At 45.5% G+C, this 16110-nt stretch carries 13 protein-coding genes, 1 tRNA gene and 2 rRNA genes (1 of these 16 running past the window's edge); 3 read left to right on the forward strand and 13 right to left on the reverse strand.

The window, feature by feature from the left end:
• The first annotated feature begins 162 nt into the window (after nt 1–162).
• Complete coding sequence (gene motA, locus AC2TF5_RS27425; RefSeq protein ID WP_491300204.1) at nt 163–963, forward strand: flagellar motor stator protein MotA; 801 nt, start codon at nt 163–165, stop codon at nt 961–963.
• Nucleotides 947–1774 (forward strand): flagellar motor protein MotB, encoded by an 828-nt coding sequence (gene motB, locus AC2TF5_RS27430; RefSeq protein WP_491300205.1) that lies wholly within the window; start codon nt 947–949, stop codon nt 1772–1774. The genes motA and motB overlap by 17 nt, the downstream gene beginning before the upstream one ends.
• 51 nt (nt 1775–1825) lie before the next feature.
• Here motB and rluF read toward each other — a convergent pair whose 3' ends face one another.
• Nucleotides 1826–2530 carry a 23S rRNA pseudouridine(2604) synthase RluF gene (rluF, locus tag AC2TF5_RS27435; protein ID WP_491300206.1) on the reverse strand — a complete coding sequence of 235 codons (705 nt, stop codon included), beginning with the start codon at nt 2528–2530 and terminating at the stop codon, nt 1826–1828.
• Nucleotides 2531–2566: 36 nt separating this feature from the next.
• Complete coding sequence (locus AC2TF5_RS27440; RefSeq protein ID WP_491300207.1) at nt 2567–4858, reverse strand: PAS domain S-box protein; 2292 nt, start codon at nt 4856–4858, stop codon at nt 2567–2569.
• A gap of 422 nt (nt 4859–5280) precedes the next feature.
• Here AC2TF5_RS27440 and tadA point away from each other — a divergent pair, with 422 nt between their 5' ends.
• The gene (gene tadA / locus AC2TF5_RS27445; RefSeq protein WP_491303026.1) at nt 5281–5715 is read left to right on the forward strand and encodes a tRNA adenosine(34) deaminase TadA; all 435 of its coding nucleotides are present in this window, start codon (nt 5281–5283) and stop codon (nt 5713–5715) included.
• A 108-nt stretch (nt 5716–5823) separates the two neighbouring features.
• On the opposite strand, the gene AC2TF5_RS27450 is transcribed toward tadA, so the two are convergent.
• The 11 genes from AC2TF5_RS27450 to AC2TF5_RS27500 all read right to left on the reverse strand — a co-directional run.
• Nucleotides 5824–6900, reverse strand: coding sequence for a DUF6612 family protein (locus AC2TF5_RS27450; protein ID WP_491300208.1), 1077 nt, complete (start codon nt 6898–6900; stop codon nt 5824–5826).
• 336 nt (nt 6901–7236) lie between these two features.
• Nucleotides 7237–7389 carry a small acid-soluble spore protein P gene (locus AC2TF5_RS27455; RefSeq protein WP_241931417.1) on the reverse strand — a complete coding sequence of 51 codons (153 nt, stop codon included), beginning with the start codon at nt 7387–7389 and terminating at the stop codon, nt 7237–7239.
• 95 nt (nt 7390–7484) lie between these two features.
• Nucleotides 7485–7826, reverse strand: coding sequence for a hypothetical protein (locus AC2TF5_RS27460; RefSeq protein WP_491300209.1), 342 nt, complete (start codon nt 7824–7826; stop codon nt 7485–7487).
• A gap of 167 nt (nt 7827–7993) precedes the next feature.
• A tRNA-Ser gene (locus tag AC2TF5_RS27465) sits at nt 7994–8082 on the reverse strand.
• 64 nt (nt 8083–8146) lie between these two features.
• Nucleotides 8147–9427 carry a serine--tRNA ligase gene (gene serS / locus AC2TF5_RS27470; protein ID WP_491300210.1) on the reverse strand — a complete coding sequence of 427 codons (1281 nt, stop codon included), beginning with the start codon at nt 9425–9427 and terminating at the stop codon, nt 8147–8149.
• Between the two features lie 140 nt (nt 9428–9567).
• Entirely contained in the window at nt 9568–10152 is a 585-nt protein-coding gene (gene pdxT, locus AC2TF5_RS27475; protein ID WP_491300211.1) for a pyridoxal 5'-phosphate synthase glutaminase subunit PdxT, read from the reverse strand.
• Nucleotides 10153–10167: 15 nt separating this feature from the next.
• Nucleotides 10168–11049, reverse strand: a complete 882-nt coding sequence (pdxS, locus tag AC2TF5_RS27480) for a pyridoxal 5'-phosphate synthase lyase subunit PdxS (RefSeq protein WP_491300212.1) — start codon at nt 11047–11049, stop codon at nt 10168–10170.
• Nucleotides 11050–11266: 217 nt separating this feature from the next.
• Nucleotides 11267–12610 carry a D-alanyl-D-alanine carboxypeptidase family protein gene (locus AC2TF5_RS27485; RefSeq protein WP_491303027.1) on the reverse strand — a complete coding sequence of 448 codons (1344 nt, stop codon included), beginning with the start codon at nt 12608–12610 and terminating at the stop codon, nt 11267–11269.
• Between the two features lie 311 nt (nt 12611–12921).
• Nucleotides 12922–14379, reverse strand: a complete 1458-nt coding sequence (gene guaB / locus AC2TF5_RS27490) for an IMP dehydrogenase (RefSeq protein WP_491300213.1) — start codon at nt 14377–14379, stop codon at nt 12922–12924.
• Between the two features lie 432 nt (nt 14380–14811).
• Nucleotides 14812–14928, reverse strand: a 5S ribosomal RNA gene (gene rrf / locus AC2TF5_RS27495).
• Nucleotides 14929–15053: 125 nt separating this feature from the next.
• Nucleotides 15054–16110 (reverse strand): 23S ribosomal RNA (locus AC2TF5_RS27500) (it continues 1872 nt past the right edge of the window).

The following is a 16110-nucleotide window of genomic DNA, read 5'->3' on the forward strand; positions in this document are numbered from 1 at the left end:
CTGCAAGTTTCCCTTGCTTCTATTATACCGGAAATTACAGCTAAAAAAAAAACGCCAACCTGACGATAAATAGTGTAATGCGCTCATTTGCACAATGCTGTCTCTTCAGAAGGGCTCAGAACGAATGGATTCGTTATTTATTTCTCATGGATGAGGTGTATTATGGAAATTTCAACAATCATAGGTTTACTGCTCGGTCTTGTGTCAGTACTGGTCGGAATGATTTTAAAGGGTGCGTCCATTACTGCATTAGCTAATCCCGCTGCCTATCTCATTATATTGGGCGGAACCGCTGCTACACTGTTTATAGGCTTTCCGCTGGTGGAGCTTAAAAAGTTTCCTAAGCTTATCAAAATGACCTTCGTGAAGCAAAAGCTAATGAATAAAACAGATTTGATTACACTCTTCATGGAGTATGCCTCCATTACCCGCCGCGAGGGATTGCTCGCGCTCGAATCAAAAGTCGAGGAAATCAACGATCCCTTTCTCCGTAACGGGATGCGCATGATTATTGACGGCAACGATCAGGAATTTGTAAGCGACGTGTTAATGGAAGACATTAACGCCACAGAAGAACGGCACCGCTCAGGCGCCCTTATCTTTTCCCAAGCTGGTATGTACGCACCATCCCTAGGGGTATTGGGTGCGGTTATCGGTCTGATTGCCGCCCTGGCTGATATGACTGATATGGCAGTACTTGCTCATGCGATCGGTGCAGCTTTTATCGCCACCATGCTCGGTATTTTTACCGGATATGTTATCTGCCATCCAATTGCTAACAAGCTAAAACGTTTGTCCAAACGCGAAGTGGAGATTCGCCTGATGATGGTGGAAGGGCTTCTCTCTATCCAATCAGGTGTATCAACGATTGCCATAAGCCAGAAGCTGTCCGTCTTCCTGACCCCTTCTGAGCGCCTTAAAATGAATCAAAGGGAGGCTGGTTCTAGTGAGCAAAAAGACTAGACACGAGCCCCACGAAGAGCATGCTGACGAGTCCTGGCTGCTTCCGTATGCAGATCTGCTTACCCTATTGTTTGCGTTGTTCTTGGTTCTATACTCGATGAGCGCGACGGACGCTAAAAAGTTTCAAGAAATGAGCGATGCATTCAATATTGCCCTGACTGGCGGAACCGGGGTTCTTGATTACAGCAAGACGGAACCGAGCAATGATCCAGCTGATAAAGGTAATAACAAGGCAATGAACTCCATCCCAACCCCGAAATCTGATGATAAGAAACGCGAAAAACTTATGAAGCAGGAGCAGGAGGATTTGGAGAAGCTGAAGAAACAGCTGGATAGTTATATTAAAAACAATGGTTTAAGTACCGAATTAAACACCAAGCTGAATCATTCACAGCTGATGATCACCATCCGGGATAATGCGCTGTTTGCTCCAGGCGAAGCGGTTGTGAAGCCAGAGGCAAGCAAGCTGGCAAAAGAGATGTCGAACATGCTCCAGCAATTCCCGGACTTCGATATTATCGTATCCGGTCATACTGACGATGTCCCGATGAACACCAGCAAGTATCCATCCAACTGGGATTTGAGTTCTGACCGGGCGATGCAATTCATGAAGATCCTTCTCGAGAATCCGTCACTTGATCCGAAACGGTTTATGTCAGTCGGTTACGGAGAGTATCACCCGATAGCGACCAACGAAACCGTAGAAGGCAAATCCAAAAACCGACGGGTGGAAGTATCTATTATTCGTAAATATTCGAGTCACAATACGTATACCAACGTGACCAAATCAAAAGATGATCCATCTAATTAAAAAAACAACCGGCTCTCAGGCAGACGTTCCCGAGAGCCGGTTGTTTGCTATTTAGGTCAGTGTATAGTTAAGAAGCTTACCGAGCTCCTGCTTTTCTAGATCTGAAAGGTCACGCCATGACCCCGTCTTCTGACTGCCTAGTCGGATATTCATAATCCGGATACGCTGCAGCTTTCTCACCTCGTAACCAAAAGCGCTGCACATACGCCGGATTTGACGATTTTTACCCTCGGTTAAAATGATACGAAACACCCGCTCCGACATCCGTGTGATGGTACAGGGAAGTGTCATCTCCCCAAGTATCTTCACCCCGCTCGACATGCCTCTAATAAAAGCCTCCGTCAGCGGACGGTCTACAGTAACGATATATTCCTTCTCATGTCTACCTTCAGAACGCAGTATTTTATTCACGATATCCCCGTCACTTGTAAGCAGAATCAAGCCTTCGGAATCCTTATCCAGCCTGCCAACCGGAAAGATCCGCTCGGTATGGCCTACAAAATCAACGATATTCCCCTTGATGTGGGACTCCGTAGTACTCGTAATGCCCACAGGCTTGTTCAGGGCGATATAAACATGCTGTGCCTTCTTCTCGCTTAGCTGTCGACCGTTCACTCGAACGTCATCGCCTTCCTCCGCCTGGCTGCCCAGCACGGCCTTTACTCCGTTAATCGTGACCTGGCCACTCTCCACAAGCTTGTCCGCTTCCCGGCGGGAACAGAAGCCTGTCTCACTGATGAATTTATTAATCCTCAAGATGTCATCCTCTCCATCTATACTCAAATTTATGTGCTACGCCCGATCACCTTTAGCAGCAGCCGGCAACAGGATGGTCACCATTGTGCCTACGCCCTCTTTACTTTCAATCTCCAGAGTGCCTTGATGACCTTGTATAATTCGCTGACTGACCATAAGTCCAAGACCTGTACCCGTTTCTTTGCTGGTAATGAATGGTTCACCGACATGGGGCATCATATCTTCAGAAATGCCCTCTCCCTTATCGATAATTCGGACAGCCACCTGCTCTGAAGACGGTTTTGTCATCTCTATCGTAACATAACCGCCATCCGGCATAGCTTCCACCGCATTTTTAAGCACATTGATGAACACCTGCTTCAACTGGTTCTCCTCACAGTGTACCAACGCCGGCTCATTCATGTAGTTGAAACTAAACTCAATCCCGTATAAACGGGCCTGACTACCCAGCAGCGAGATTACATCATTCATAATAACCTGTAGGTCCTTTTCCTGAAAGCAGACCGCCTGCGGCTTAGCCAATATGAGAAACTCACTTACAATTAGGTTAATCCGGTCCAGCTCGGACAGCATCAAACTGATATGATCCGGATTAACTTTATGGGTTTGTTGCTGGAGCTGCATAAAGCCGCGCAACGTAGTTAGCGGATTGCGGATTTCATGAGCTACACCAGCGGCCAGCTGTCCGACTGTCGTCAGTTTCTCAGATCGCCGCAGCATTTCCTCCATCCGGTTACGTTCCGTCACATCCCGTGACACACTAACTATCGACGTAATATTTCCCGTCTCGTCCTGTATCGGAGATGTGCTGATACTAACTTCAATCACACTACCATCCTTACGCAACCGAACGGTTTCGACCGATCCTAGCCGCTCTCCAGCTCTAAGCCGTCTCCACCGCTCTCTCTCCTCATCTTCCATCTCAGCAGGTATCATTTCAAGTTTCCGGCCAATCACCTCATGACTATTCCAACCATATAACTGTTCAAACGCCTTGTTCACACTTGTGATTTTTCCATACATGTCCATCGTATGAATCGCATCCGCCGTCTGATTGATAACAGATTCCAAATATTCCTTGACCGACTGATTTTCATCTACCATTTGTTTCAATTGGCTTGTATAATGCCCCAAGTTGCGGGTCATTGCATTAATTCGCCCGGACAACTGTCCGAGTTCATCCCGGCTCGTTACTTCCAAACGCCGCTCAAAGTTTCCATCGGCAACCTCATTTACAGTACCCAGTATAGCTTGAATCGGTTTTGTAAAATAGCCAGCCACAATATAGCTGCCGAATATAACAATTTCCAGAAGAACAAGCGAAATAGCGACCAGACTAATCATCTGCTCCCGCATCACAGAAGAGATGGCTTCATAGTCCATAACCACACTGATGACATAAGGAGCCTTATTTTCGATTTGGATCGGGATAAAACTTTTCATCACTTTCTTCCCATTCACCGTACTGACAAAAACTACATTTTCATTATTCGTCACCGATTGCTTAACTGCGGCCTGATCTTCCTTTAAAGTGCCGTAGCCATATTTCCCAAATTTGATGGGGCGGTTGCTCAGTTTATAGTGAATTTTATCGGTTCCATCCTTCTCCATAAAAATATTACCAAAAGTATTCGGGTTAATGCCCGTAACTTCCAATATGCGAGGGTTGGATTTAATGGTCTGCTGAATAACGATGTCCGGACTTGTTATTTTGAAAAAATCCTTGATGTCCGTGCTACGGATATAGGGATCGATAATGTAATTACGCTTGCCGTCATAATAATATCCCCATTTATCAATAAACTCCGGCATAGCCATCGAAAATTCAAATGGCCCAGACCAAAAGTGCTTATTAGTCTGTCCTTCCTTGACCGAACGTACCTCCTTATACTTAACCAGCTCTTGAAAGGCTGTGTACCAGTAGCCCCATGATCGGGTAGACAAGCCGATTTCTTCAGCTTCGGTGGAACGGGCAACTACTATATCATCACTCGTCTCGACTAAAAGAGAAATATGAGTAACTCCGAGCTCTTCACTGAGTTTAACAAGATCTTCATTGGTTATATTCGCAATGTCGGGATCCAGCATTTTAGCAGCATTTACGGATGCGACCCGAAGCAGATCCCCAAATACTCCGTCTACATACCTGGAACTGTACTCCGTTTGCTCCACCGTGATTGCAATCTGGGTAGCAGCCATAACCATCTTGGTCTCACTGTCCTGCCTTAAATTCTCTTGTGTTGTATAAAAATTAAGCGCGATGTTAAGCAACAAAATAAAAAGCACAGATATGGACATGATCAATGATAATTTTGTCTTGATGGACAAATTAATCTACACCTTTCGGCACTTCGTTGACAATGAACTGGGTATAGCCTGTCATAATTTATGATAACGTGAGTTAGGTGGTTTGAAAAGAATTTTTGGCATACGTATCGGTGGTGTGAGTTAAAGAGTATGGATTTATTGATCTTGAGAAGTTCTTTCTCTACAATAAAGAAGCAAAACATCTGTTTTTTCCACAGAAGTGTCCACAGATTGCTAACAAATACACATGTTTTCTGTGGATTATGTGCATAAGTTTGTGCATAACTTTTTATTTATCCACAAAAGTGTCCACATCATGTTAACAAACGAATGGACGTTCGTTGTATAACAATTACTTTAGTCCTAGACTGAGAGGAGATATTGCATTGAGTTTAAAATTAATTGATCCGCACACTGTGGATAATTATAATCATGAATACTGGATGAGTGAGGCCATTGCTGAAGCCCGAAAAGCAGAGGAGCTTGGTGAAGTCCCTATCGGAGCCGTAATTGTTCATGATGATGAGATCATCGGCCGTGGTTACAACTTACGCGAAACTACCTTTGATGCTACTGCACACGCAGAAATGGTTGCCATTCGCGATGCTAGCCGTCACCTTGGCGCCTGGAGGCTGCTTGATTGCCGCCTGTACGTTACCCTGGAGCCTTGTCCTATGTGTGCAGGGGCCATTGTCCAATCCAGAGTACCCCAGCTTATTTACGGCACGTTAGACCCCAAGGCAGGCTGTGCTGGTACACTCATGAATCTCCTCCAGGAATCGCGTTTTAACCATCGTACCGAAGTAATCGAAGGTGTACTGCAAGAGGAGTGTGCAGCCCTTCTAACTCAGTTCTTTCGGCGCCTGAGAGGTAAATGACTTTCGGCTTTCACAATATTCCCTAAAAATTCAAATAAGCTGTTACACAACAGCAAAAAACCCGGCCAGTTCCCTTAGGCCGGGTTTTTGTTTAATCGTAATTAGGAATTAATAAGCGCCCATGGCTTCCTCAAACTGCTCCATGGTAATCACGTCAGCATCATTAGGAATTCCGATTTTGAATGTTTGCTTCTCGTTGATTTTGCTGTATTGCGTGCTGCCTTTCATAGCAAGCTTCACTGTATCCTGCGTTTCAGGATCACTGAAGTCAACATTCATTACAAGATCCTGGTAAACCGGGAAATCTTTCTTGTCAATTGCTGTGGTAATGTTAAACGTGTTGATTTTCAGGTATTTCTGGAGTTCTTCCAGACCTTTCTTGAACTCACCTTGATCTACCGAGCTTACTTCTTTCTTCGCTTGCTCGATGTCTTCTTTAGTCAGACTCAGCATATCACGGTACTCATCTTTGCCTATGATATCCACAATCTTCGGAGCAGCTTTATTTACCAAAATATCCAATGCATCGTTAACGTTCTCATTGGTAATATAGAATTGTACAACTTGTTTCGCATCTACACCCTCTGGAAGCTTAGCATCCTTGGTTTCGATTTGTTTGAAGTATTTCGCTTGATCATATTCAGCGGTCAAAGCGTTCAGGAGTTCGGTTGCAAGTTTCTGGGACTTCTGAGCATCCAGACTTTCCGGATTGAATGTTTCCCCAGCTTGTTCAGCAAGTTCTTTCAAATCCATAACGAGATACTTACCTACAACATCCTCAGGGAATGGAAGCATCGGAATGCTTGGAATTTTCACATAGATCTTCTCTTTGGTCATGACCATATCAATGTTGAAAGACATGGCCATATCGCCCTTCAGATTGATCCCCATTTGCATTTCAGTTTGTTGAGGCTCTGCTTGGTGGATACCAGTCAATGTCAACTCAGCGTTCTTCAACATAGTAAGAGCTTGATCAACGTTAGGATTACCCTCGGTAGCTGCCACCTTCATTTGCAGGTCTTCGATAACGATGCTGCTCTTCATCTCGTAAGACGTCATCTGCATAGCGTTAGCAGCAGCAGTATTCATTGCCTCTTTAGGTTCTAGCTTCTTCGCACAGCCTGACAGCACAACTGTCAAAGTTAACAGCAGTGACAGCATCACCACTCCAAACTTTTTATTCATTACTCTTTCTCTCCCCTCATAACCATAAAAAATAACAAGACCTCTTAATCATAAACCATTTCGACAAAATGAGAAACACTTTATGGAATATTTGCAAAATATTTTTTACATTCATTTTCCTTTCTTCAAATATGGAAGAAAAAATAATAATTGCGAATATTCACTCATTCATCAAAAGGTGGGGCCCCGATGAAGCTTACATGTTCTTTATACGGAAAATTAAGGAATAGGTTTCATCCCTTTCATGAAAATTTTTGAAATAGATTAAAAACAACAGCAAAAGGCCCCTGTCCTTACGACAGGAAGCCTCTGAATACATGATAAAAATGAATAACACTACCCCTCTGGGTTATAATGCCCGGATTGTTTGTGAATTTTGGCTCGGTGCGACCCGGTCATCGGTTCCTGTACTCCACCTTCTCCATTATCTTTACGTCTTCTTTGCGGCTTTTGAGCCTCCGGCACCGGTATGGACTTTGGTTTACTCATAGCTTCTAACCCTCCGTTTCATGCGGAATCCATTGCTCTACAGCTCTTCTCATCTCCTATTATGAAGTTCGTCGAAGAATGTAGCCGTAAACTGCCTAAGGGTTCGTTATTTGTTGAAGTGCCTGCGCACACTCGTGTATATGACGGGTATAATCTCCAGCCATTCCCTGAATGTTCTCATTACGCTCATCAATAACAACGCCTGCCCGCTCTACATCGACCAGCTTAACCTCAACTTCTCTGGAATCCACGTAGCGGCATTCAAAATCGAAGGAATAATCCTGCCTTCCAGCCGCATCAATGTGAATCCGAACAGCATGAGGGTTCGCCATATCGGCAGCCACTTCGGCATGATCGCCAGGCTTCAGTACCGTGGGCAATCTTTCCTGCCACGCATTCACCAAATCTGCCTGATCAACATTTAGCTCTGAGTTCATATATCACACCTCCCCTTGTCTTTAAATTGCGGAGATGCGTTTCTTTTTATACTTTACAAAAAATAAGAAAAACGGCTAAAGCTGTACCGTATCTGTAAATGTGCGTGAAGCCATTTGAAAAAACAAAAAAACCGTCTCCTAATTAGGAAACGGTTATTGTGTATGTATGGCGGAGAGGATGGGATTCGAACCCATGTGAGCTTGCACTCTAACGGTTTTCAAGACCGCCCCGTTATGACCGCTTCGGTACCTCTCCAAGTGATAAAATGATTAATCACGTGCATTAATTATTTTACCACAAACAATATTATTACTGCAAGCTATTTCTTTGGTTCAATGACACTTACATTTCTCATATATGGACGCAGCACTTCAGGAATGACAACACTGCCGTCGGCTTGTTGATAATTTTCCAGAATAGCAGCTACTGTTCTACCCACAGCGAGTCCAGAGCCGTTCAACGTGTGTACAAACTCTGGTTTCGATTTCGGTTCCGGACGGAAACGAATGTTGGCACGACGAGCCTGGAAATCACCTATATTCGAACATGAGGAAATTTCACGATATACACCGCTCTCCGGAAGCCATACCTCTAGATCGTATGTTTTCATGGAGCCAAAGCCCATATCCCCGGTACACAATACAAGCACACGGTATGGGAGATTCAGCAGCTGAAGAACGCGTTCCGCATCAACTGTCATTCGCTCCAGCTCATCAAAGGATGAATCCGGATGCACAATCTTCACCATCTCCACTTTGTTGAACTGGTGCTGACGAATAAGGCCGCGCGTATCGCGTCCTGCCGCTCCAGCCTCTGAACGGAAGCAAGAGCTGTAAGCTACATATCTTTTGGGGAGATCCTCTGTGTTCAAAATCTCCTCACGGTGATAGTTCGTTACAGGTACTTCTGCCGTCGGAATGAGATAATAATCAGAGTCATCCAGCTTAAAGAGGTCCTCTTCAAATTTAGGAAGCTGACCTGTACCGTACAGGCTGTCCCGGTTGACGATATATGGAGGCAGCATCTCTTCATAACCGTGCTCACTATGAAGATCCATCATGAAGTTGATCAGTGCACGTTCCAAGCGAGCTCCTAGGCCCTTATAGAACGTAAAGCGTGATCCCGTTACCTTGGCACCAGCTTCAAAATCAAGAATGTCGAGAGATTGAGCGAGATCCCAGTGTGCTTTCGGCTCAAAATCAAAATTTCTAGGCTCGGACCAGCGACGAAGCTCTACATTTTCTTCCTCCGATGCTCCTACAGGCACACTTTCGTGAGGAATATTAGGAATCGCCGAACTGAGCTCGGAAATTTGGCTTTCCAGCTCACGCACTTCTTCATCCATGCCTTTAATCCGGTCTGAAACTTCACGCATTTCCAAAATCAGATCATCTGCATTCTCACGATTTTTTTTCAGCTTAGCCACTTCGGCCGACACAGTATTGCGTCGGTTCTTCAGACTTTCGCTCTCCTGCAACAGCTCACGGCGGCGTGCGTCAAGCTTTGGGAAATCCGCAATCAAATCAAGTGATTTGCCGCGGTTTTTCAGCGCTTCTTCCACACGGCTGTAATCACTGCGCAATATTTTCACGTCTAACACAGGAAACCCTCCTAAGTAAAACATCCATCGGTGTAACGAATTATTGTTACTTCATTCTATATATTTTATTGAAAAATCAAGAAAAAAACAAACTTGACCCTTAAAAAAGAGTCAAGATGCTTTTTCAATAACCGAATTTACTATTTTGCTGACAAGGCAGCATCCTTCACCATGTCTACAAAATACTGATGAAGACGGTAATCATCCGTCAATTCCGGATGATAGGAAGCCACAAGTACGGCCCCCTGCCGAGCGGTCACGATCTCATCGTTAAAGGCAGAGAGGATATCCACACCTTCTCCAACTTCCATAATGAGTGGAGCACGGATAAATACGGCGCGAACAGGTTCCTCTATTCCTTTTACCGCTAGCTCAGTCTCAAAGCTCTCCCGTTGGCGTCCAAAGGCGTTCCGGGCAACTTTGATATCCATCAGCCCTAAATGCGCCTCTTCACCGCTGTCGATCTCTTTAGCCAGCACAATTAGACCGGCACATGTACCGAATAAAGGTTTACCCTTCGCCGAGAATTGACGTATCGCATCGATAAACCCATACTTACGCATCAGTTTACCGATCGTCGTGCTTTCGCCACCAGGTATAATCAGACCGTCAATCGTCTCCAGCTGCTCGATTCGTTTGATCGGAACGCCCTCCGCGCCAGCCTTAGTAATACTGCGGATGTGTTCAGCAACCGCTCCCTGAAGTGCAAGTACTCCAATTCTCATGCTGATCCTTCTCTCTTACCAGCCGCGGTCCGACATACGTTCGGATGGGGACAGTTTGGAAATTTCGATGCCTTTCATCGGTGTACCCAGGTTCTTAGATACTTCGGCAATCAATTTATAATCATTAAAGTGGGTCGTAGCTTCCACGATCGCGCGAGCGAATTTCTCAGGGTTATCCGATTTGAAAATACCAGATCCCACAAATACTCCATCTGCACCCAAATGCATCATAAGTGCGGCATCCGAAGGAGTTGCAACTCCGCCTGCAGCGAAGTTAACGACTGGAAGTTTACCATTCTCCTGAACAACTTTCAGCAGATCGTAAGATACACCCAGGTTTTTAGCTTCAGCATACAGCTCGTCCTTGGACATACTCTGTACCTTACGGATTTGGCTGTTGATGAAACGCATATGGCGTACAGCTTCAACGATATTACCTGTTCCTGGCTCGCCTTTTGTACGGATCATGGATGCGCCTTCCCCTATCCGGCGGAGCGCTTCACCCAGATCTTTAGCACCGCAGACAAAAGGTACAGTGAAATCCCACTTGTCGATATGGAATACTTCATCAGCTGGTGTCAAAACTTCACTCTCATCAAGGTAGTCTACACCTAGCGATTCCAGAACTTTTGCTTCTACATAATGACCGATACGGGCCTTAGCCATAACCGGAATAGATACAACCTTCATTACTTCTTCAACGATGGTCGGATCGGCCATACGGGCAACTCCCCCAGCCGCACGAATATCGGAAGGCACGCGCTCCAGTGCCATAACTGCTGTAGCCCCAGCTGCTTCAGCGACTTTTGCCTGTTCCGCATTCATGACGTCCATGATGACGCCGCCTTTTTGCATTTCTGCCATACCTCTTTTTACAGTAGCTGTTCCCGTTTCCATGTCCCTAGCCTCCCGAAATAGTCACTTATCTTGTTTTTCATTAAATCTATAATCTAACTTGTAATTTTACCCCACGGGTAACAAATAGGCAACCCATTTACTCGGAATTCAAGAAGAAATGACGTCATCACCCTTTTCAAAGGGCGACGGCATTCCTGCGAGAAATATAAAACAAGTATGAAATATATTCTTATACTTTCTTATATTTTAAAATGCATTAGAAAAGATTTTTAATGGATTCGAACAGGTCTACAAAGAACTGCTGAATGGCTCGCAAAAAGAGCTTAAACCAGCCTGCTTTTTCGGTATCTTCATACGTTACGAGATCCACGGTTCCCTTTTGGACGTTTTTCATGCCCTCAATTTTATAGCTGTAAGTGGCCGTTCCTGCTTTGGTACCCTTTTTAACAGGGGCTGTCAGGTTCTCATTGTCGATTTTACCTTCAAACGTAACACTGCTTCCGTCAGAGCCCTTCGGTACCATGAAGCTGAGTGGTTTGTTGGTAACGAGCTTGACCTCTGTTTCTTTACCCTTTTTTACGTCAACCGTTTCAAATCCCTCAACAACTGTATTTTCATCAACAATCTGCTTGACTTCAAAGTTATTAAAGCCGTAGTCGAGTAATTTGCGTGTTTCGGTAAAGCGTGAAGCTTTGGTCTCGGCTCCCATCACGACACTGATCAGACGCATACCGTCACGCTCAGCGGTTCCTGCAAAAGTGTTCTTTGCTTCTTCGGTGAAGCCTGTTTTCATGCCGTCCAGTCCCTCATAGGCAAAAGAGCGGAAGTTTGGCACATTTTTATTCGCTTCCAGCATCCAGTTTAAGTTAATAATTGGATCCCTATCACGTTCACGGAACTTGAACGATTGAATCGTTGTATATTTCGAAAATTCAGGATGTTCTTCCACGATGAACTTGACCAACTTTGCCGTGTCCATAGCAGACATCACTGTTTCCTCTTCACCTTCCGGACGATATTTCTCAGGCATGTCGGCACGGCTCAGACCGGTAGCATTGATAAAATAGGCTGTTTTCATACCCATGCGTTTCGCGTTCTCATTCATTAATTTAACGAATTCCTGCTCAGAGCCCGCAATATGTTCAGCCAGCGCAACGGTTGCATCATTCGCTGAGCCTACGGCCATAGCAATGTAGAGTTCTTCCACCGTATGCTGGTCATTCACAGCCAGAAATATACGAGAACCACCACTCTTAGCCGCATTTTCATGTACGGTCACTACCGTATCCCAGCTTAAATTCCCTTGCTTAATTTCATGCTGGACAATATATTCCGTCATCATTTTTGTCATACTAGCAGGCGGGAGTGCGTTATCAGCATTTAACGATAGAAGCACCTGTCCCGTCGTAGGCTCCATCAGCACAGCCGATCTTACTTGCAGTCCAAGTGTATCAATAGAAGGAACTTTATCTGCTTTTGCTGTTTTAGTCGCTTTCGCCTCTGTTGATGTAGTTTCCTTCTTCTCGGCGGTAGCCACCGTGACCGGCTCGGCAAGTGCCAGAGCAGGAATGGAAGAAAGACATAGTATATTCATAAGCATCACCGATGCTATAGTTCGTTGTACGATAGGACGCTTATTTTTTCTTACAGTCTTAGATTTCAAATGATATAACTCCCCTCTTAACTCAATAAATCGTTTGCTTGTTCTATTCTATCACAGGGGGGTTATCAAAAAAAGGACAAGCCGGATACATTTCAACCGGCTTGTCCTTCTTTACGATCGGCGATTAAACTATCGCGTCCCTATTGGTTTATTCAAAAGCACTTGCATGTGAACTCATGCATTCCTATAACAACCGAAATGTTTCATTATTTATGTCATCTCGGGAACAGAAGTGAAGCATCTTTATTCTATAAAGAGTAGTTCGGTGCTTCCTTCGTGATTTGAATATCATGCGGATGGCTTTCACGAAGACCGGCGCCAGTTATCCGGATGAACTGTGTATCATTGGTCAGCTGCTCCAGGTTTCCTGTTCCACAGTAGCCCATACCGGAACGCAAGCCTCCAATCAGTTGATGGATCGTGTCAGCCAAAGGTCCTTTGTAAGCAACACGGCCCTCAATTCCTTCCGGAACAAGCTTCTTGTCATCATCCTGGAAGTAGCGATCTTTACTGCCTTGTTTCATCGCAGCGAGGGAACCCATGCCGCGGTAAGCCTTAAAGCGTCGTCCTTGATAGATCTCGGCTTCACCAGGGCTTTCCTCGGTTCCTGCAAACATACTACCGAGCATAACGGCACTAGCGCCTGCCGCAATAGCCTTGGTGATTTCTCCAGAGTATTTGATACCGCCATCTGCGATAATAGGAATGTTATATTTTCTTGCAACTGCTGCACAATCGTAAATCGCTGTAATTTGCGGTACACCAATACCAGCAATAACACGAGTTGTACAAATAGATCCTGGCCCGATACCCACCTTAACGACAGAAGCACCGGCTTCAATCAGCTCTCTGGTAGCTTCGCCTGTTGCTACGTTTCCAGCTACAATGGTCAGCTGCGGATACAGCTCACGCAGTTTGCGTACAGCTTCGATAATATTGATATGGTGTCCGTGTGCGGAATCAACCGTAATCAGATCTACACCGGCTTTAACCAACGCTTCAGCACGATCAAATGTATCTTTTGAGATGCCGATGGCTGCCCCGACAAGCAATCGTCCTTGCGCGTCTTTGGCTGCATTTGGGAATTTAATTGCTTTTTCAATATCTTTAATGGTAATAAGTCCTTTAAGAACATTATTATCGTCCACAAGCGGAAGCTTTTCAATTTTATGCTTCTGTAAAATGGTCTCAGCATCCTCAAGTGTCGTTCCCACGGGTGCTGTTACCAGGTTCTCGCTGGTCATTACTTCGCTGATCGCAATGCTGTAGTCGTGCACAAAGCGAAGATCGCGATTAGTCAAAATACCGATCAGTTTGTTACCCTCGTCTACAATTGGAACACCCGATATGCGGAATTTAGACATTACGTTCTCCGCATCGGATACTAAATGATCCGCTCTCAGGGAGAACGGATTGGTGATTACGCCGCTTTCAGAGCGCTTAACCCGATCTACTTCCTCAGCTTGTTGTTCTACGCTCATATTTTTATGAATAATGCCGATTCCACCTTCTCTGGCAATAGCGATTGCCAAAGGAGCTTCTGTAACTGTATCCATTCCCGCACTCATTAATGGAATGTTCAGCTTCACCTGCTCACTCAATCTCGTCGATACATCCACTTCCTTGGGCAGTACCACTGATTTTCTAGGAACCAACAATACATCGTCAAAAGTAAAGCCTTCCTTGCTAAACTTATCTTCCCACACCTGGGTTATTCCTCCTTTTTGTCGTCTTCCGGCGGACTTCAAAATCCTGTCAGAACTAGGCCGGACGGCATTTTCATAATTATTTTCAAAAATATATTATTGCCATCTTAGCAAAGGCCCTATAGGCTGTCAAGAAAAGAATAGGTCCTTTATATGGTCTCATAAAACGATCTCACCCAAGAGAATCTGTCTCCTGAGAATGGACACATCACATATTTTCCCCCAAATAAAGTGAAAACATCCATTAAAACTTACTGAAGCGCTTCCTGAAATAAACAGAAGAAAAACGTCCATCGATGTACCTCAATGAAGACAGACCGCACTTAGCGGTTGTTTTTCTTGCGAGATAAGGTTGTAGTTTTCTCCGATGTTTATAATTTCTTATAAAAAAAATCACTATCGATTGCTCGATAGTGATTTTTCCGGTTGTTCGCTTGGCGACGTCCTACTCTCCCGGGACCCTTCGGTCCAAGTACCATCGGCGCTGGAAGGCTTAACGGTCGTGTTCGGGATGGGTACGCGTGGAACCCTTCCGCTATCGCCACCAAACGGATCAAGTGTTTGATCACTTGAAAACTAGATACGAAACGTTATTTGCGATTAGTGCTTCGAAGTAACTCACACCGTAGTTCAAAGCGTATGCTTTCGATGCAAGCTTCACTTCATAAAGCTTGTAGGATAAGCCCTCGACCGATTAGTATTGGTCAGCTCCATGCATTGCTGCACTTCCACCTCCAACCTATCTACCTCGTCGTCTTCAAGGGGTCTTACTAGTTGGGAAATCTCATCTTGAGGGGGGCTTCACGCTTAGATGCTTTCAGCGCTTATCCCTTCCGTACGTAGCTACCCAGCCATGCTCCTGGCGGAACAACTGGTGCACCAGCGGTACGTCCATCCCGGTCCTCTCGTACTAAGGACAGCTCCTCTCAAATTTCCTACGCCCACGACAGATAGGGACCGAACTGTCTCACGACGTTCTGAACCCAGCTCGCGTACCGCTTTAATGGGCGAACAGCCCAACCCTTGGGACCTACTTCAGCCCCAGGATGCGATGAGCCGACATCGAGGTGCCAAACCTCCCCGTCGATGTGGACTCTTGGGGGAGATAAGCCTGTTATCCCCAGGGTAGCTTTTATCCGTTGAGCGATGGCCCTTCCATGCGGTACCACCGGATCACTAAGCCCGACTTTCGTCCCTGCTCGACTTGTAGGTCTCGCAGTCAAGCTCCCTTATGCCTTTGCACTCTTCGAATGATTTCCAACCATTCTGAGGGAACCTTGGGGCGCCTCCGTTACTCTTTAGGAGGCGACCGCCCCAGTCAAACTGCCCACCAGACACTGTCCCCGCACCGGTTTACGGTACTAGGTTAGAACCTAGATACGATCAGGGTGGTATCCCAACGGCGCCTCCACAGAAGCTTGCGCTCCTGTTTCTTAGGCTCCCACCTATCCTGTACAGATCGTACCCAAATCCAATATCAAGCTGCAGTAAAGCTCCATGGGGTCTTTCCGTCTTGTCGCGGGTAACCTGCATCTTCACAGGTATTAAAATTTCACCGGATCTCTCGTTGAGACAGCGCCCAAATCGTTACGCCATTCGTGCGGGTCAGAATTTACCTGACAAGGAATTTCGCTACCTTAGGACCGTTATAGTTACGGCCGCCGTTTACTGGGGCTTCGGTTCATAGCTTCGGATTGCTCCTAACCACTCCCCTTAACCTTCCAGCACCGG

Source organism: Paenibacillus sp. JNUCC 34 (assembly GCF_058269055.1).